General features: G+C 65.4%; 18 protein-coding genes. 11 read left to right on the top strand and 7 right to left on the bottom strand.

Annotation, left to right across the window (positions count from 1 at the left end):
* Positions 1-4: 4 nt before the first annotated feature.
* The 5 genes from hemL to QMG83_RS00175 all read left to right on the top strand — a co-directional run bounded on the left by hemL (position 5) and on the right by QMG83_RS00175 (position 3,206).
* Positions 5-1,303 carry a glutamate-1-semialdehyde 2,1-aminomutase gene (gene hemL, locus QMG83_RS00195; RefSeq protein ID WP_283503356.1) on the top strand — a complete coding sequence of 433 codons (1,299 nt, stop codon included), beginning with the start codon at positions 5-7 and terminating at the stop codon, positions 1,301-1,303.
* 153 nt (positions 1,304-1,456) lie between these two features.
* A complete protein-coding gene (locus QMG83_RS00190; protein WP_283503355.1) occupies positions 1,457-1,744 on the top strand; it encodes a YtxH domain-containing protein in 288 nt (95 codons plus the stop codon).
* Between the two features lie 7 nt (positions 1,745-1,751).
* A complete protein-coding gene (locus tag QMG83_RS00185) occupies positions 1,752-2,168 on the top strand; it encodes a phage holin family protein (protein WP_283503354.1) in 417 nt (138 codons plus the stop codon).
* Positions 2,165-2,389, top strand: a complete 225-nt coding sequence (locus QMG83_RS00180; RefSeq protein ID WP_283503353.1) for a DUF3618 domain-containing protein — start codon at positions 2,165-2,167, stop codon at positions 2,387-2,389. Before QMG83_RS00185 ends, QMG83_RS00180 begins: the two co-directional genes overlap by 4 nt.
* A gap of 52 nt (positions 2,390-2,441) precedes the next feature.
* The gene (locus QMG83_RS00175) at positions 2,442-3,206 is read left to right on the top strand and encodes a uroporphyrinogen-III synthase (RefSeq protein ID WP_283503352.1); all 765 of its coding nucleotides are present in this window, start codon (positions 2,442-2,444) and stop codon (positions 3,204-3,206) included.
* A gap of 6 nt (positions 3,207-3,212) precedes the next feature.
* Here the strand turns inward: QMG83_RS00175 and QMG83_RS00170 are convergent, their stop codons facing one another.
* Both QMG83_RS00170 and QMG83_RS00165 read right to left on the bottom strand, forming a co-directional pair.
* A complete protein-coding gene (locus tag QMG83_RS00170) occupies positions 3,213-3,617 on the bottom strand; it encodes a DUF1304 domain-containing protein (protein WP_283503351.1) in 405 nt (134 codons plus the stop codon).
* Positions 3,618-3,621: 4 nt separating this feature from the next.
* Positions 3,622-4,647 carry a 6-phosphofructokinase gene (locus QMG83_RS00165; protein ID WP_283504492.1) on the bottom strand — a complete coding sequence of 342 codons (1,026 nt, stop codon included), beginning with the start codon at positions 4,645-4,647 and terminating at the stop codon, positions 3,622-3,624.
* A gap of 133 nt (positions 4,648-4,780) precedes the next feature.
* On the opposite strand from QMG83_RS00165, the gene QMG83_RS00160 reads away from it, so the two are divergent.
* Entirely contained in the window at positions 4,781-5,068 is a 288-nt protein-coding gene (locus QMG83_RS00160; RefSeq protein WP_283503350.1) for a DUF4190 domain-containing protein, read from the top strand.
* A 35-nt stretch (positions 5,069-5,103) separates the two neighbouring features.
* Here QMG83_RS00160 and trhO read toward each other — a convergent pair whose 3' ends face one another.
* The gene (trhO, locus tag QMG83_RS00155; protein WP_283503349.1) at positions 5,104-5,982 is read right to left on the bottom strand and encodes an oxygen-dependent tRNA uridine(34) hydroxylase TrhO; all 879 of its coding nucleotides are present in this window, start codon (positions 5,980-5,982) and stop codon (positions 5,104-5,106) included.
* 49 nt (positions 5,983-6,031) lie between these two features.
* Here trhO and QMG83_RS00150 point away from each other — a divergent pair, with 49 nt between their 5' ends.
* The 3 genes from QMG83_RS00150 (at position 6,032) to QMG83_RS00140 (ending at position 8,182) form a co-directional block, all read left to right on the top strand.
* Positions 6,032-6,943 carry a DNA-3-methyladenine glycosylase family protein gene (locus QMG83_RS00150; RefSeq protein WP_283503348.1) on the top strand — a complete coding sequence of 304 codons (912 nt, stop codon included), beginning with the start codon at positions 6,032-6,034 and terminating at the stop codon, positions 6,941-6,943.
* 262 nt (positions 6,944-7,205) lie between these two features.
* The gene (locus QMG83_RS00145) at positions 7,206-7,619 is read left to right on the top strand and encodes a hypothetical protein (protein ID WP_283503347.1); all 414 of its coding nucleotides are present in this window, start codon (positions 7,206-7,208) and stop codon (positions 7,617-7,619) included.
* A 20-nt stretch (positions 7,620-7,639) separates the two neighbouring features.
* Positions 7,640-8,182, top strand: a complete 543-nt coding sequence (locus QMG83_RS00140) for an acyl-CoA thioesterase (RefSeq protein WP_283504491.1) — start codon at positions 7,640-7,642, stop codon at positions 8,180-8,182.
* Positions 8,183-8,203: 21 nt separating this feature from the next.
* On the opposite strand, the gene QMG83_RS00135 is transcribed toward QMG83_RS00140, so the two are convergent.
* Entirely contained in the window at positions 8,204-9,742 is a 1,539-nt protein-coding gene (locus tag QMG83_RS00135; RefSeq protein WP_283503346.1) for a phytoene desaturase family protein, read from the bottom strand.
* Complete coding sequence (locus tag QMG83_RS00130) at positions 9,735-10,214, bottom strand: MarR family winged helix-turn-helix transcriptional regulator (RefSeq protein ID WP_283503345.1); 480 nt, start codon at positions 10,212-10,214, stop codon at positions 9,735-9,737. The genes QMG83_RS00135 and QMG83_RS00130 overlap by 8 nt, the downstream gene beginning before the upstream one ends.
* A 77-nt stretch (positions 10,215-10,291) precedes the next feature.
* On the opposite strand from QMG83_RS00130, the gene QMG83_RS00125 reads away from it, so the two are divergent.
* Positions 10,292-10,636: an antibiotic biosynthesis monooxygenase family protein gene (locus QMG83_RS00125; RefSeq protein WP_283503344.1), complete on the top strand. Its 345-nt coding sequence runs from the start codon at positions 10,292-10,294 to the stop codon at positions 10,634-10,636.
* Here QMG83_RS00125 and QMG83_RS00120 read toward each other — a convergent pair.
* Both QMG83_RS00120 and QMG83_RS00115 read right to left on the bottom strand, forming a co-directional pair.
* Positions 10,633-11,055 (bottom strand): VOC family protein, encoded by a 423-nt coding sequence (locus tag QMG83_RS00120; RefSeq protein WP_283503343.1) that lies wholly within the window; start codon positions 11,053-11,055, stop codon positions 10,633-10,635. The two genes, QMG83_RS00125 and QMG83_RS00120, sit on opposite strands and share 4 nt — an antisense overlap.
* A gap of 38 nt (positions 11,056-11,093) precedes the next feature.
* Positions 11,094-11,978, bottom strand: a complete 885-nt coding sequence (locus QMG83_RS00115) for a LysR substrate-binding domain-containing protein (RefSeq protein WP_283503342.1) — start codon at positions 11,976-11,978, stop codon at positions 11,094-11,096.
* Positions 11,979-12,098: 120 nt separating this feature from the next.
* On the opposite strand from QMG83_RS00115, the gene QMG83_RS00110 reads away from it, so the two are divergent.
* The gene (locus QMG83_RS00110) at positions 12,099-15,584 is read left to right on the top strand and encodes a proline dehydrogenase family protein (protein ID WP_283503341.1); all 3,486 of its coding nucleotides are present in this window, start codon (positions 12,099-12,101) and stop codon (positions 15,582-15,584) included.
* Positions 15,585-15,661 lie beyond the last annotated feature (77 nt).

Raw genomic sequence — 15,661 nt, 5'->3', positions numbered from 1 at the left:
AACCATGACCACCAATGAAGAGGCATTCGCGCGAGCCAGGGCAGTGTTGCCCGGTGGAGTGAACTCGCCGGTTCGTGCGTACGGTTCCGTCGGTGGCGCACCCCGGTCGATGGTCTCGGCGCGCGGCGCCTACGTGACAGACATCGAGGGTCGCGAATACGTCGACCTCATCACGTCGTGGGGTCCCGCGATTCTCGGACACGCGCATCCCTCGGTGATCGAGGCAGTGCAGGCGGCGGCGGCCCGCGGGCTGAGCTTCGGGGCATCCACCTCGGGCGAAGCGGAACTTGCCGAAATGGTGATCGAACGCGTCGGATCCCTTGTCGAACGACTTCGACTCGTGTCGACGGGCACCGAGGCGACGATGACCGCCATCCGGCTCGCGCGCGGCGCGACAGGCCGGGACCTTCTCGTGAAGTTCGCCGGGCACTATCACGGCCACTCCGACGGCCTGCTTGCCGAGGCGGGATCGGGTCTCGCGACCCTGTCGATCCCCGGCTCGGCCGGCGTGCCCGCTGCGATCGCGGCGCAGACCATTGTTATTCCCTACAACGACATCTCAGCGGTCGAGGAGCTCTTCGCTGCGCGCGGCAGCGAGATCGCCGCCGTCATCACCGAGGCCGCCGCCGCAAACATGGGCGTGGTCGCACCCGAGCCCGGCTTCAACGCCGAGCTGACGCGCATCGCTCACGAGCACGGCGCGCTCGTCATCATCGATGAGGTGCTCACCGGATTTCGGGTTGCACCCGGTGGCTGGTGGGGGCTCGACCCGTCGTACCAGCCAGACCTCGTCACCTATGGAAAAGTCATCGGCGGTGGCCTTCCGCTCGCGGCGCTGGGCGGTCGCGCCGACGTGATGAACCTCCTCGCCCCGCTCGGCCCTGTCTATCAGGCCGGCACGTTGAGCGGCAACCCCGTGGCGGTAGCTGCGGGAATCGCGACCCTGCGGGCTGCGGATGCCGCTGTCTACAGCCACCTCGATGCGACGGCATCCACCATCTCGAGCGCCGTGTCCTCCGCGCTGACAGCGGAGGGCGTCGCGCACAGCGTGCAGCACGCCGGAAACCTGTTCTCCGTTGCCTTCCGCGAGGATGCCCCACTGAACTACGCCGACGTGAAAGCACAAGAGGCCTTCCGGTTTCCTCCGTTCTTCCACGCCATGCTGGATGCTGGCGTTTCACTGCCGCCGAGCGTGTTTGAAGCCTGGTTCGTCTCAGCCGCGCACGACGACACTGCAGTGTCGCGCATTCTCGACGCCCTGCCCGCTGCGGCGGCTGCCGCGGCAGCGGCGCAACCGGCCTGAACCACCTTCATGCCGCGGCGGGAATGCGTACCCTATCGCCGCTCGGCACAGGAGGGAACCCCAGCCTTCTCTGAGGCGGCTGAACGGCACCGGGGCTATGTTTAGAGTAGAAGTTTTCAGATTTCGTACCGCCAACAGAAATGGAGTGTACGTATGAAAGGCAAGATTCTGCTGCTCGTCGGAATGGGCATCGGGTATGTACTCGGCGCTCGTGCCGGTCGCGAGAGCTACAACAAGATCGTCAAGACTGCTGACAAGTTCTGGAACAGCCCCCGGGTGCAGAAGCAGGTCAACACTGCCGAGGATTTCGTCAAGGACAAGGCTCCGGACGTAGCCGACTTCATCGCCGACGGCGCGAAGAGGGTCGTCCGCCAGGTGTCGGGCGCTCAGTCGACCAAGACCTCGACGTCGTCGACCGGCTCGTCGACGTCACCGAAGTAGGCCCGCGATGTCCAGCGAACGCGGCGAGACTCCGAGGCGCTCGCTTTTCACCCTCATTGGCGCCATCCCGACCCTGCTGGTCGACCTCGTCCGCGACGAGATTGAGTCGTTGAAGAACGAGATCTCCGGCAAGCTCAAAGACGCGGGAATTGGCATTGGTCTGCTCGCAGGGGCCGCCGCCTTCGCGTTCTTCGCCCTTATGGTGCTAATTGCGGCCGCCATTTTGGGCCTGGCGACGGTGTTGCCGGCCTGGCTCGCTGCGCTCATCATCGGTGTGGTCATTCTGATCATCGCTGCAGTGCTGGCGCTGATCGGAATCCGTTCGGTGAAGAGGGGCGTGCCACCGGCCCCCACCGACACCATTGAGAGCATCAAAAAAGATGTCCGCACCATCAAGGGAACCGAAAAGAATGTGACCTCATGAGTGACGTTGAAAGCCGCATCCAGGCCTCCAGGGCCGAACTCGAGGCAACCCTCGACGCGATCGAAGAGAAGCTCAATGTGCCCAAGCACGTCGAGGAACTGACCGAGAAGGTGCGCACCTCCTACGAAGCCAACCCGATGCCATGGATCATCGGTGGTATCGCCACCGCTGTGGTGGCGGTCGGTGTCGTCGCATGGGCGATTCTCAGTAACGACGACTGACGGCGTCTGACCTCGATTAGCATGTGCCATCGAGGTCGGGGATGATGGTGCCATGACAGCCAAGCCTCTGCGCGGTTGGCGTGTGCTCGTTCCCCGAGGCGGAAAATGGGGCGACGGAGTCGCGGCGGACCTGAGAACTCTGGGCGCGATTCCCATCGTTGCACCGCTGATCAATTTTGCGAGCGCCGACGATGGCCCGGCCCTCGCCAACGCGATACACGAGCTATCTGACGGCCAGTTCGACTGGGTGGTCATCACGAGCGCGACGACTGTCGATGTCTTCGTAGGGCAGGGCGCAAAAATTCCGGCGGGAACGCGCATTGCGGCGGTCGGCGAAACTACCGCGGCGGCGCTCACGCTCGCGGGTTATCAGGTCGACTTCGTGCCGGCTGTCGATAATTCTGCGCGTGGACTGGTGAAGGAGTGGCCCAAGACAGCGATCAGCGGTCGCGTTCTGGTGCCCCAGTCAGACATTGCGGAGCCCAACCTCGTGACCGGACTCGGTGCCCTCGGGCTCGACGTGCAGTTCGTGGCGGCCTACCGCACGGTGGGTGTGCCGGCGTCCGACGCCGTGCGCGCAGACGTAGCATCCGGTCGCATCAAGGCGGTTCTGGTGAGCTCAGGATCGGTTGCTCGCCAGATTGCAGCCCAACTAGCTCCACTCCCTGAGGACACGGTCGTCGCCTGCATTGGCCCGCGCACCGCGTTCGATGCGCGCGCAGCAGGGCTCCGCGTGTCCGTGATTGCCGACTACAGGTCTGCGGAATCGCTCATCGCCGCGCTCGTCGAGCACGCGACTCCGGACGGCGTCGAATAGCGGCGGCTACAGCACCCCGATCGACAGCACCAGCAGGACAATCCCGATCAGCGGTGCAAGGCCCTGGATGACTGCTGCCCGGGCGAGCCGGGGCGAAGACGCGATAAGCACGATTGCTGCGAGCACCATGCTGGCTGCCGCGAAGATCGACAGGGCGAGACCGGCCTGTCCGAGCGACTCTGAACCGAGCAGGACGAGCCCAACGCCCGCCCCGATCGCGAGGAACACGTTGTAGAAACCCTGGTTGAAGGCCATCGGTCGCACGATGTCTGCATGTTCCTGCGATGCCAGTCCGAATCTCTTCCAGATCGCCGGTCGCGACCACAGCACACTCTCCATGAAGAAGATCATCAGATGGATCAGTGCTGCGATGAAGATGAAGATCGATCCGACGACCGTGAGTGCGTTCATGGCATTAGCCGAAGAGGATTGCGGCCTCGTCGTAGCGCGACTGGGGCACCATGTTGAGCTTGCCGAGCGCATCCTCGAACGCGACGTGGGTGATCGTCGTGCCACTGAGCGAGACCATTCGCCCCCAGCGTCCGTGGATCACGGAGTCGACAGCGGCCATTCCGTAGCGGGTCGCCAGCACGCGGTCGTACGAGGTTGGCGTTCCACCTCGCTGGATGTGTCCGAGGGTGGTGGAGCGCGTTTCGATGCCCAGGCGGGCCTCGATCTCCTGCGAGAGGATGTCGCCAATGCCGCCGAGGCGGGGCCGCCCAAACGCGTCGAGGCCGCGTTCGGAGTGCGCGTCATCCATCGTGTCGAGTTTGAAGCCCTCCGCAACCACCACGAGGGGGGCGCGCTTGCGGTCCATGACGGACTTCACCCACTCGCAGATCTGCTCGATGCTTGTCTTCTGCTCTGGGATCAGGATCGCGTGCGCTCCCGCAGCCATCCCGGAGTGCAGGGCGATCCATCCGACGTGGCGGCCCATCACCTCGGCGACCATGCAGCGACCGTGGGAGTCGCCGGTGGTGCGAAGTCGGTCCATCGCGTCTGTCGCGATCTGGGTGGCCGTGTCGAAGCCGAAGGTGTAGTCGGTGGCCGAGAGGTCGTTGTCGACGGTCTTGGGCACGCCGACGATCTTGATGCCGGCATCCGTCAACCTCTTGGCTGCTGCAAGAGTGCCTTCTCCGCCGATCGCGATGAGCGAATCGATGCCGAGGCGCTCCATGTTCTCGCGAATACGCTCAGGCCCGCCGTCACCCTCGAAGGGGTTGGTGCGCGAGGTTCCGAGGATCGTTCCACCCTGCTTGCCGATGCCCTGGATGTCTTTGCGTTCCAGGGGCATGATGTCGCCGTCGACGACGCCGCGCCAGCCGTCGCGGAAGCCTACGAACTCGCGGTTGTAGATTTGCGTGCCCTTAAGGACGGCACCGCGGATGACAGCATTCAGGCCGGGGCAGTCGCCCCCACTGGTGAGGATTCCGATCTTCATGGAGTCAATCATGGTGCATCCGCGGCGACACAGCGCGCCGGGTACCTCTATCCATCGCTCCGAAGGCGCTCACGCCGCTATAGTCGGGCCACTGAAAGATTTGTTCAATTTATTCTCACCTGAGGAGTGCATCATGACTACCCCGCCACCCGCATACGCAGCAGCCCCCGACACCTTCCCGGGCAAGACCCTCGGAATCGTCGCCATCCCGGTCGCTATCTTCTTCTCCGTCATCGGCATCATTCTGGGCTTCGTGGCCAAGAGCCAGTCGAAGACGGCCGGCCAGAAGAACACGCCAGCAACGATTGCCATCGTGATCGGCTTCGTCATGATCGCGCTGTCGATCATCGGTGGCATCGCGTTTGCCGCAGCCATCGCGGCGGCCTGCTCCAACGGAGCGGCTTCCTGCACCACCTACTAACGAACACCAGCGGCGCCCCGGTTTACGCCGGGGCGTTACTGCGTTAAGAGGGAGTGTTGCTCGCAGTGCACCGGTGATTCGCCGCACGTGGCGCACACGACGAATTGCTCCCGACAGGAGAGCTCGTTGCAGTTCTGCATTCTGTTTGTCGCGTCGCCGCAGGCCACGCACCGCCCGATGACGACGGTGTCCGGGCTGAAGTCGACGGCCATCCGGTTGTCGAAAACGTAGAGCGAGCCGTCCCAGAGCCCGTCGTCCCTGAAGGCGTCGCCGTAGGTGGCGATGCCACCTTCGAGCTGGTAGACCTCCCGGAAGCCGCGGTTGATCATCAGCGACGACAGCACTTCGCATCGGATGCCGCCGGTGCAGTAGGTCACGATCGGCTCGTCCTTAAGGTGGTCGTATTTGCCGCTCTCAAGTTCGGCCACGAATTCGCGAGTGTTGGCGACATCGGGCACTATCGCGTCGCGAAACTTGCCGATCCTCGACTCGAACTCGTTGCGACCGTCGAAGAAGGTCACACTCTTCTCGGCAACAAGCTCGTGTAGTTGTTCAGGGCTGACCCTCGCGCCACCGCCCACGACGCCGTTGTCGTCGACTTTCAACTCGCCCGGCGCCCCGAAGCTCACGAGCTCGTCGCGCACCCGAACGCTCAACCGGGGAAAGTCGTTTCCTGCACCTTCGCTCCATTTGAAGTCGATGCCGTGGAATGGAGCGTATTCGCGAGTCTTGCGGATGTACTTCTTGACCGCTTTCAGCTCGCCGCCGACGGTGCCGTTGATGCCGTCCTTCGACAGGATGATCCGCCCGCCCAACCCCAGCGATTCGCACAGGTCGCGCTGCCACAGCCGCACTGCCTCTGGATCGGCCAGCGGCGTGAAGATGTAGAAGAGAAGGATTTTCGGGACGGCCACCGTTCAAGGGTACGCGGCTCATATCGGTGGGCAGACGTAGGGTCGTCTCGTGACCATCACGACCTTGTACGCGCCCGATCTTCCGGTCGACCTGTCACAGACGCTGCGACCTCTGAGCCGTGGCAGGTTCGATCCCACCCTGCGGGTTGATGCATCCGGTTTCTGGAGAACCCTCCGCACGCCGCACGGCCCCGCGACGATGCACCTGCGGCGGGAGCAGCACGGCATCGGTGTCGCAGCCTGGGGCGCAGGCGCCGAGTGGGCAATCGATGGGGTGCCGGAGCTTTTGGGTAGGGGTGACGACTGGAATGGTCTGGATGTCTCGACCAGCGTCCTTCTCGCCGATTCCCTGCGTCGCAACCCGGGTTTGCGGCTGCTGCGCACCCGACAGGTGTTCGAGATGCTGCTTGCCGCGATTTTCGAGCAGAAGGTTACGAGCAAGGAGGCGCGGCACTCGTGGCGGGTGCTGATCACGAAGTACGGCGAGGCGGCTCCCGGCCCCGCGCCCGACGGGATGATGGTGTTCCCGGCGGCCGAGACCTGGCGGCGGGTGCCGTCGTGGGAGTGGCATCGCGCCGGTGTCGGGCCTGAGCGGTCGGCCACGGCGATCCGGGCTGCCGTCGTCGCTGCCTCCCTCGAGCGCACCATCGATCACGGTCGGGACGGTGCTGCGGTGGCGAAGAAGCTGCGCAGCATCTCGGGGATCGGGGTATGGACGGCGGCGGAGACCACCCAGCGTGCTCACGGCGATGCGGATTCGCCGAGCGTCGGCGACTATCACCTGCCGGCGGTCGTCGGCTGGGCGCTGATCGGCAAGCCCGTTGACGACGACGGCATGCTCGAGCTGCTCTCTCCCTGGGCTGGCCACCGCCAGCGCATCATGCGACTGATCGAGGTCAGCGGATTCGTCAAACCGCGCTTCGGCCCCAGAATGACCATTCAGGACCACCGAGGGCACTGACTCGGGCGCCATGCATTCGTTCATGGCGCGCTCACGGCGCTGGCGGAGCCGTCATCTGTGCGGCCTGCGCGCCTTCGTGAAAACGTTCTGGTAACTCAGCACATTAGGTGCGCCGTGGGCGGAATGTGCTGAGCTGCCAGAGGGGCGGAGGGGATGGGTTGGTCGGGCTCCGAATGTTCCTCCACAGCCCCGGCACGGCTTGGTTTTACACCGAAACCCCAGCGGCGAGGCGGGAGAGGTGGCGATCTACGACCATTGACCCATGAAGGCAAGCGAAGCGCTCGAGCGGCTGGGAGGCTACGCCTCACGCGCCGAACTGATCGCCGCGGGTTGCTGGCCCGAAATGGTCGACATGGGGCTGTATTACCGCCAGATCCTGAGGGTGCGCCGCGGGCATTACGCCTCGATTGACACTCCGCTGCAGGTGCTGAAGGCACTGCGAGTCGGGGGCAGGCTCGCGTGTGTGAGCGCGGTCGACTACTACGAAGGGCACCATCGACCCGAGAGACCCGTGCACGTGCTGGTGCCGTACGGTTCATCGCGGCTCGGCAGTGACCCGTGCGGGCCGGCCGTCATCCATTGGAGCCGCCTGCAACTGGAGGGCAGCCGCACCGTCGTCTCGGAGAGCATCGCCCGCTCGCAGGCGCAGCGCTGCGCTGGGGGTGAGCAACGGTGAGTTAGCGTGAAAGCGTGCACATGTTCTTCAGGACCCTCTTCCAGATGTACCGCAGTCGCGGCCGCTCGGCGCTCGGCGTGCATGACGTGGGGCGGGTGACCATGCGCGTGCTGCCAACAGATCTCGACGTGCTCGGGCACATGAACAACGGCGTGTACTTCTCGATCATGGACCTCGGACGCATGGACCTGATGATCCGCTCCGGGCTCTGGCCGAAGATGCGCGCGAAAGGCTACTACCCGGTGATGGCCAACGAGACCATGACTTTTCGCAAGTCACTGCAGCCGTGGCAGAAATTCGAACTCGAGTCGAAAATCGTCGGCTACGACGCCAAAGCAACCTATGTCGAGCAGCGATTCGTCGTCGACGGTGAAATCTTCGCGAGCGCAACGACGAGGGCGCGATTCCTGAAAAAGAGCGGAGGCACGGTCAGCATGGATGAGCTCGCAGCGCTCGCCGGGGTCGACGTGACCGCCATGCCGCCGCAGCAGTGGATCGCCCACTGGAGCGAGAACATCGCCCTGCCCCCCACACGCGGTCCCGCCCCGAGCGAGTGGGTCTGACGCGGCGCAAGCTGAACCGACTCAGGATGACTCGAGCACGGCCATAGCCGCATTGTGGCCGCCGATCGCACTCACGCCCCCTCCACGTTGGGCTCCGGCACCGCACAGCAGGATGCGCGGGTGAGCCGTCGCCACACCCCACCGCTGAGCCGGAGTCGCGAGCTCGGCATCATCCTCGGCGAACGGCCACGACAGCGGGCCGTGAAAGATGTTGCCGCCGGGAAGGTGCAGCGCATGCTGCAGGTCGAGGGTGGTCTTCGTCTCGATGGTCGGGTTGCCCGCGGCATCCACCAGCAAGAGGTCGTCAATGGGCTCGGCCAACACCGAGTTGAGCGAATCGATCGCCGCACGCTGCAACGCCTCGCGCATCGAGTCGTTGTTGGACTCCGTGACCAGCCGGTCGGGGGTGTGCAGGCCGAACACCGTGAGCGTTTGCGCGCCCGAAGACTGCAACTCTGGCGACAGGATGCTCGGATCGGTGAGCGAGTGACAGTAAATCTCGCACGGCAGCGGGGTGGGGATAGCCCCGGCGCTCGCGGCAGAGAACGCCGAATCGAGTTGCGACCACGTCTCATTGATGTGGAAGGTTCCGCCGAAGGCTGCCGCGGGATCCACGCGTGAGTCACGGAGTTTGGGCAGGCGCGAGACCAGCAGGTTGACCTTCACCTGGGCACCCTCCGGCCGACTCTCTGGCGACTCCCCCATCAGCTTCTGCAGCTGAAACGGCGCGACGTTCGCCAGTACCCAGGTGGCCCCGATGGTGATCTCGGCGTCGTTACGCACGTAGGTCACCTCGCCGTCGGGCGAGATGGCGGTGACAGTCGCATCCGTGATGATCTCGGCCCCCGCGGTGCGGGCAGCCCGCGCCAGCTCGCCGGTGACAGCCCCCATGCCGCCGACGGGAACGTCCCAGTCGCCGGTTCCCCCGCCGATCACGTGGTACGCGAAGCACCGGTTCGCGGCCAGGGATTCGTCGATGTTCGGGGCGAGGGTGCCGATCAGCGCGTCGGTGAGCACAACGCCGCGCACCAGATCATCGCCAAAGGTATCCGCGATGGTCGAGCCGATCGGGTCGTCGATGAGCGACGACCAGATGGCCGCGTCCCCCACGGCTGAGCGGGCCTCAGAGCGGGTGAGCAGCGGCTCCGTCACCGTCGGAAAGAGGGCTCGCGCCAGCGTCGCGGTACCCGAGTAGAAGGTGTTCCAGGCCGCGGAATCGCTGCCCAACGCCTCCGCTGTGGCTGCGGCATCCAAGTTGTCGATGAGCAGACCGCCCGTGCCGCCCGGCTGCGGCGTATAGGAGGAGTAGCGGCGACGGGCCAAGGTGATCGAGAGGCCGAGATCGCGGATGATCCGCTCGGGCAGAAGCGACACGAGGTAGGAGTATCGCGACAGCCGGGCATCCACCCCATCGAACGCCGATGCCGACACCGCGGCGCCACCCACGTTCGGCAGGCGCTCGAGCACCGTGACGCGCTTGCCGGCGAGGGCCAGGTACGCGGCGGCGGCGAGGCCGTTGTGTCCACCGCCGACGATCACGACGTCGCGCGCGTCAGGCATCAGCGCGCTGATCTTCGCAGATGCTCGGGTTCATGGCGCCGAGAAGCTTGCCGGAAATGATGCCGAGCGCTCGCTTCTCGTCGTCATCGAGCACGTCGAAGAAGTGCTCCCGCAGCGCCTGGCTGTGGTCGCCAGAGGCAGCGCGCACCGCACTGCTGCCCTCGGCGGTGAGCATGATCCACACTCCTCGAGCGTCATCGCCGCACTCCTCGCGTCTGACGAGTCCGCGCTGCTCCATGCGCGTGATCTGGTGCGAAACCCGGCTCTTCTCCCAGCCGATGATGTCGCCGATGTGGCCGGCGCGCAGGCCCTCCGCTGGACCCTCGCTGAGCGAAACGAGAATCTCGAAGTCTGCGCTCGAAATGCCGGCATCGGCACTCAGCCGCCGTTCGAGGGTGAGCTCAAGCTGGCGGCGCATCACAAAGAAGCTGCGCCACAGCTCGCGTTCCTGGTCAGAAATGATGCGCTCCATGGCTCAATCATGCCCGGCTCGCTGCCAGCCGGCACTGGCAGGATGTGCATTGCCCCGTCCCCGTCAGGAAGAAGCCCATGACCGTCATCAAGATCAATGCCATCACCGTCGCCGCAGATAGCGGAGATGAACTCGCGAAGCGCTTTGCGGCTCGCGCGGGAGCGGTGGATGGCCAGGCTGGTTTCGAGGGGTTCGAGCTGTTGCAGCCGACGGACGAGCGCAACACCTGGCTGGTCATCACGCGGTGGGCGGACGAAGAATTCTTCCAGGCCTGGGTGAATTCGCCCGCGTTCGGCCATGGGCACCGCAGCGAGGCCCAGCGCTCGGGTGAGAGCGCCGCCGAGCGGCCGGCGCACGTCGGAGTGAGCAGCGAACTGTGGTCGTACTCGATCGCCGGCGGCACCGGTATCCGGCCCAGCTAGGACGCGGGCGGGCCGTTTTCGGAGGCGGCCGGATCCATCCAGAAGGCTTCCCAGATGTGGCCGTCGGGATCCTCGATATCGCGCGAATACATGAAGCCCAGGTCCCGCGCCGGCTTAGCCTCTGAGCCGCCCGCTGCCAACGCCTTCTCCGCCCACTCGTCGACCGCCTCACGGCTTTCGACGTCGATCGCGTTCAGCACCTGAATGTTGGTTTTCGCGTCGATGAGCGACTTGTCGGTGAATGTCTGAAAGAACGGGGTCGTGAGCAGCATCACGTAGATGTGCTCTGACATCACGATGCAGGCGGCATTCTCGTTGCTGAACAGCGGATTCACCGCATAGCCCAGGGCCGTATAGAACGCCGTGGATGCCTCGAGATCAGCGACGGGGAGGTTCACAAAAATGGATGACGTTGCCATAGTTGACAGCGTACACATCGGCGGTCGCAAGCGGTAGGTCAGGAAAACTCGACGGCGCGCGCGAGCACCTCGCGGCATGCCTTGACCGCGGGCCGGCTCGCGCTGGCCTCTCTCGCCGCCGTGAAGATCGTCCGGCGGGGCGCGCCATCGAGGGCGAGTAGCCGGATGCTCGGCTCCCGTCCGGCCCATACCAGGCCGGGCAGCACCGCGACCGCGTGGCCGCTCTCGATGAGCCGGATCTGCGCCTGCAGGTCGGCCGTCTCGAAGCGAACATCCGGCTCAAACCCCGCCTGCCGACACAGCTGTTCGGCCCAGTGCCGTGAGGCCGTACCCCGCGGTTCCATCACCCAGGCGCTGGCGCTGGCATCCGACAGTGTTGTGCCGTCGAAGGATGAGGGCACACCGAGCCTGAGCTCGTCACGAAACAGGCTCACCCTGTCGAGATCGGCCTGATGTGGGGCCGCATGGCCGGGGTATTGTTCGGCGATGACAAGGTCGAACTCGCGCGTCCACGTCTCGAACAGGGCGTTTTCGGGCTCGCGCTGGGTCACCTCCACGCGCAGCTGCGGGTACTCCTCGTTGAACATGGTGAGCGCCTGCGGGATGATGCCGAGCGCCGCCGACTGGAACACCGCCAGCCGCACGGTACCCGTGACATCGGTCAGTGACTGGTCGAGTTCAGACTCCATCAACTCCAGCCGGTCGAGCAGCATTGTCGTGTGGCGAACGAGCAACTCGGCTTGGGGGGTGAGCTGCACCCGCCGTCCCGATTTTTCGAGCAAGGCGACCCCGGCCTCCGTCTCCAAAAGCGCGAGCTGCTGCGACACGGACGACGGCGTGTAGGAGAGAGCAGCCGCGACGGCAGCGATGGTGCCCCGCAGCTTGAGCTCGCGCAGCAGGCGCAGACGGCGCACATCGAGCATGGGGCATCCATTCGTTCATTTCTTCTAATGGATATTGTGCACTAACCATCGCTTTTCCTACCCATACGGCAAAGAGCACACTGAATGCACCAGCCGCATCCACCCGGGAGGAATATCCTCATGAGCATGTCACTCGAGCACTCCAACGCGAGCACCTCACACCCAGACCTCGCGGACGAGACGATTGCGACCGTGCGCCGCTGGCTCACCGAGAGTTCCGCCGTTCAGGCCGACGTCAGCGCCGAGCGTCTTGCCGGAGTGCTGAAAGACCCGAATGGGCTCGCCTTCACCATCGGATTCGTCGACAAAGTGGTGCGCCCGCATGACCTCAGGGTGGCGGGGCGCAACCTCGAAAAGCTGAGTCACGCCATCCCGTCGTTCCTGCCCTGGTACCTGCGCGCAGCAATCGTGGCCGGCGGCGGATTCGCGCCGCTCGTACCGTGGCCGATCGTGCCGATCTCACGCTGGGTGCTTCGCCGCATGGTGTCGCACCTTGTGGTGGATGCGACGCCCGACAAGCTCACGAAGACGCTCGAGTCGCTGCGGGGCCAGGGAGTGCGGCTCAACCTGAACCTGCTCGGCGAGGCCGTCCTCGGCGACGACGAGGCCAATCGTCGCCTCGCGGGCACCCGCGAGCTTCTGGAACGCGACGACGTCGACTACGTGTCGATCAAGGTCTCGTCCGTGGCGAGCCAGTTGTCGATGTGGGCCTTCGATGAGATGGTGGCGGAGGTCGTCGAGCGGCTGACCCCGCTGTACGAGCTCGCCGCGGCATCCCCCACCGCCAAATTCATCAACCTCGACATGGAAGAGTTCAAAGACCTCGACCTGACCATCGCGGTCTTCGAGACGCTGCTCGATCAGCCCCAGCTGCAGAACCTCGAGGCAGGCATCGTGCTGCAGGCGTACCTGCCGGATGCCCTCGCCGCCCTTCAGGGATTGACCGAGTGGGCGACCTCGCGTCGCGAACGGGGCGGCGCAGGCATCAAGGTGCGCGTCGTCAAGGGCGCAAACCTCGCGATGGAACACGTTGACGCGGCCGTGCACGGCTGGCCGGTGGCGACCTGGTCGTCGAAGCAGGAAAGTGACACGAACTACAAGCGCGTGCTGGACTGGGCGTTCACTCCGGAGCGCACCGACGCCGTTCGCATCGGGGTCGCCGGGCACAACCTGTTCGATGTCGCCTACGCGTGGCTGCTCGCAAAGCAACGCAACGTTGCCAGCAGGGTCGAGTTCGAGATGCTGCTCGGCATGGCCACCGGGCAGGCCGATGCGGTCAAGCGCGACGTCGGCGGCCTGCTCCTGTACACGCCGGTGGTTCACCCGCATGAGTTCGATTCGGCGATCAGCTACCTGGTACGCCGCCTCGAAGAGAACGCGAGCTCGGAAAACTTCATGTCCGGCGTCTTTGAGCTCGCTGACAACCCCGAGGTGTTCGCACGCGAAGAGCAGCGCTTCCTCGCCTCCCTCGCCGACATGGATGACGCGGTGCCCGGCTCGAACCGCATCCAGGACCGCGCACACACCCTCGAGGTGCCCACGGGGCGCGGGTTCTTCAACGAACCAGACACCGACCCGTCCATCGCCGCGAACCGGGCCTGGGCACGGGAGGTGCTCGAGCGCAGCGCGCACTCAACGCTGGGTGTGGCATCCATTGATCAGGCCAGGGTCACCGACCTGCAGGTGCTCAACCGTCGCATAGCTGACACCGTCAAAGCCGGAACCCGCTGGGGGTCGCTTCCCGCCGCCGCTCGTGCCCAGGTGCTTCGTGATGCCGGGGATGTGCTCGCGGCGTACCGCGGACGCCTGATCGAGGTCATGGCGAGCGAGGCCGGCAAGACCGTCGCTGAGGGTGACGTCGAGGTCAGCGAGGCCATCGACTTCGCCCGTTACTACGCCGAGCGCGCTCTCGAACTGGACGAGATCACCGATGCCACGTACACGCCGCCGCGACTGACCGTCGTCACGCCGCCGTGGAACTTCCCCGTCGCGATTCCGGCGGGCTCCGTGTTGGCGGCGCTCGCGGCTGGCAGCGGCGTCATCATCAAGCCCGCAGGGCTTGCCCGCCGCTGCGGAGCCGTGATGGTCGAGGCGCTGTGGGAGGCTGGCGTTCCCCGCGACGTGCTCACGCTGCTCGAGGTCGGGGAGCGTGAACTCGGCCAGCAGTTGGTGTCGCACCCTGCGGTCGACCGCGTCATCCTGACCGGAGGGTACGAGACGGCCGAATTGTTCCGTTCCTGGCGGGCAGACCTGCCGCTCGTCGCCGAAACCAGCGGCAAGAACGCAATCATCGTCACCCCGAGCGCCGACCTCGACCTCGCCGTCGCCGATGTGGTCAGGAGCGCCTTCGGCCACGCCGGCCAGAAGTGCTCGGCAGCTTCGCTGGTGATTCTTGTCGGATCCGTGGGCTCGAGCGAGCGGTTCCGCCGCCAGCTCGTCGACGCCGTCACCACCCTGCGGGTCGGATATCCGCAGGATCCCACGACCCAGATGGGCCCGATCGTCGAGCCAGCGCACGGCAAGCTTCTGCACGCCCTGACGACCCTGTCCGAGGGCGAGCACTGGCTGGTGCAGCCGAAGAAGCTCGACGAGACCGGTTCGCTGTGGTCGCCGGGAGTGCGCGCGGGCGTCGTCGCCGCGAGCGAGTTCCACCTCACCGAATACTTCGGCCCCGTGCTCGGTGTCATGACCGCGGCAACGCTGGACGAAGCGATCTCGCTGCAGAACGCCGTCGACTACGGGCTGACGGCGGGCATCCATTCGCTCAATGTGGCTGAGGTGGAGAAATGGCTTGACACCGTCGAGGCCGGCAACCTCTACGTCAACCGCGGCACCACGGGCGCGATCGTGCGTCGGCAGCCGTTCGGCGGATGGAAGCGTTCCACCGTCGGCACGTCGGCGAAGGCTGGTGGTCCGAACTACCTGCTCACGCTCGGAACGTGGGGCGCTGTCGAAGCCGAACCCCGCAACGACATCATGCTTCCCGGGATCTCTGAGCAGGTGGCATCCGTCATCAAGAAGGCACAGTCTGGGCTCGACTTCCCCGAGTTCGACCGGGTTCGCCGCGCAGCCCAGAGCGATGAGAACGCCTGGACTGCCGAATACGGTGTGGCGCGGGATGTCTCGGCTCTCGGCGTGGAACGCAACGTGTTCCGCTACCGCCCGGTGCCCGTCACGATCCGCCTGAGCGAGGGTGAGCCGCTCGGGCACCTCGTGCGGTTGCTCGCCGCGGCCAGCCGCGCTGGATCCGCCGTGGATATCAGCTCGGCAATCCCGTTGCCCACCGCGCTCGTGCAGACATTCGGGGACACCCTCGGTGGCAACCTCGGACCCGTGCTGGTCAGCGAGCACACCGTCGAGTCCGACGAGTCATGGCTGAACAGGGTGCGCACGCTCGACGCGTCGCGGGTGCGCCTCATCGGCGGCGACCCACTGGCGCTCGCCGAAGCACTCAACGGCAGCGTGGATATCGCCGTCTGGAGCGGCCCGGTGACGACATCTGGCCGCATCGAGATGCTGCCGTTCCTGCACGAGCAGGCGATCAGCATCACGGCTCACCGCTTCGGCAACCCGGACCCGGAAATGGCTGGCCTGCGGGTCGAGTAGCGAGGGATCGCCGCACGATCCACTGGTGTCGTGCGCTCTCTCGGTGCGCCATAAAACTGACGACTGTGCCCTAAGCA

The sequence above is a fragment of the Salinibacterium sp. G-O1 genome (genome assembly GCF_030063305.1).
Lineage (GTDB): Bacteria > Actinomycetota > Actinomycetes > Actinomycetales > Microbacteriaceae > Rhodoglobus.
The sequence above is the reverse complement of the archived record's forward strand: the minus strand, read 5'-3'. Positions and strand labels throughout refer to the sequence as shown.

What these genes read in the sequence shown, in the direction of transcription:
- hemL (WP_283503356.1), top strand. Translation starts at nt 5, where the DNA reads ATGACCACCAATGAAGAGGCATTCGCGCGAGCCAGGGCAGTGTTGCCC.
- QMG83_RS00190 (WP_283503355.1), top strand. Translation starts at nt 1,457, where the DNA reads ATGAAAGGCAAGATTCTGCTGCTCGTCGGAATGGGCATCGGGTATGTA.
- QMG83_RS00185 (WP_283503354.1), top strand. Translation starts at nt 1,752, where the DNA reads ATGTCCAGCGAACGCGGCGAGACTCCGAGGCGCTCGCTTTTCACCCTC.
- QMG83_RS00180 (WP_283503353.1), top strand. Translation starts at nt 2,165, where the DNA reads ATGAGTGACGTTGAAAGCCGCATCCAGGCCTCCAGGGCCGAACTCGAG.
- QMG83_RS00175 (WP_283503352.1), top strand. Translation starts at nt 2,442, where the DNA reads ATGACAGCCAAGCCTCTGCGCGGTTGGCGTGTGCTCGTTCCCCGAGGC.
- QMG83_RS00170 (WP_283503351.1), bottom strand. Translation starts at nt 3,617, where the DNA reads ATGAACGCACTCACGGTCGTCGGATCGATCTTCATCTTCATCGCAGCA.
- QMG83_RS00165 (WP_283504492.1), bottom strand. Translation starts at nt 4,647, where the DNA reads ATGAAGATCGGAATCCTCACCAGTGGGGGCGACTGCCCCGGCCTGAAT.
- QMG83_RS00160 (WP_283503350.1), top strand. Translation starts at nt 4,781, where the DNA reads ATGACTACCCCGCCACCCGCATACGCAGCAGCCCCCGACACCTTCCCG.
- QMG83_RS00145 (WP_283503347.1), top strand. Translation starts at nt 7,206, where the DNA reads ATGAAGGCAAGCGAAGCGCTCGAGCGGCTGGGAGGCTACGCCTCACGC.
- QMG83_RS00140 (WP_283504491.1), top strand. Translation starts at nt 7,640, where the DNA reads ATGTTCTTCAGGACCCTCTTCCAGATGTACCGCAGTCGCGGCCGCTCG.
- QMG83_RS00135 (WP_283503346.1), bottom strand. Translation starts at nt 9,742, where the DNA reads ATGCCTGACGCGCGCGACGTCGTGATCGTCGGCGGTGGACACAACGGC.
- QMG83_RS00130 (WP_283503345.1), bottom strand. Translation starts at nt 10,214, where the DNA reads ATGGAGCGCATCATTTCTGACCAGGAACGCGAGCTGTGGCGCAGCTTC.
- QMG83_RS00125 (WP_283503344.1), top strand. Translation starts at nt 10,292, where the DNA reads ATGACCGTCATCAAGATCAATGCCATCACCGTCGCCGCAGATAGCGGA.
- QMG83_RS00120 (WP_283503343.1), bottom strand. Translation starts at nt 11,055, where the DNA reads ATGGCAACGTCATCCATTTTTGTGAACCTCCCCGTCGCTGATCTCGAG.
- QMG83_RS00115 (WP_283503342.1), bottom strand. Translation starts at nt 11,978, where the DNA reads ATGCTCGATGTGCGCCGTCTGCGCCTGCTGCGCGAGCTCAAGCTGCGG.
- QMG83_RS00110 (WP_283503341.1), top strand. Translation starts at nt 12,099, where the DNA reads ATGAGCATGTCACTCGAGCACTCCAACGCGAGCACCTCACACCCAGAC.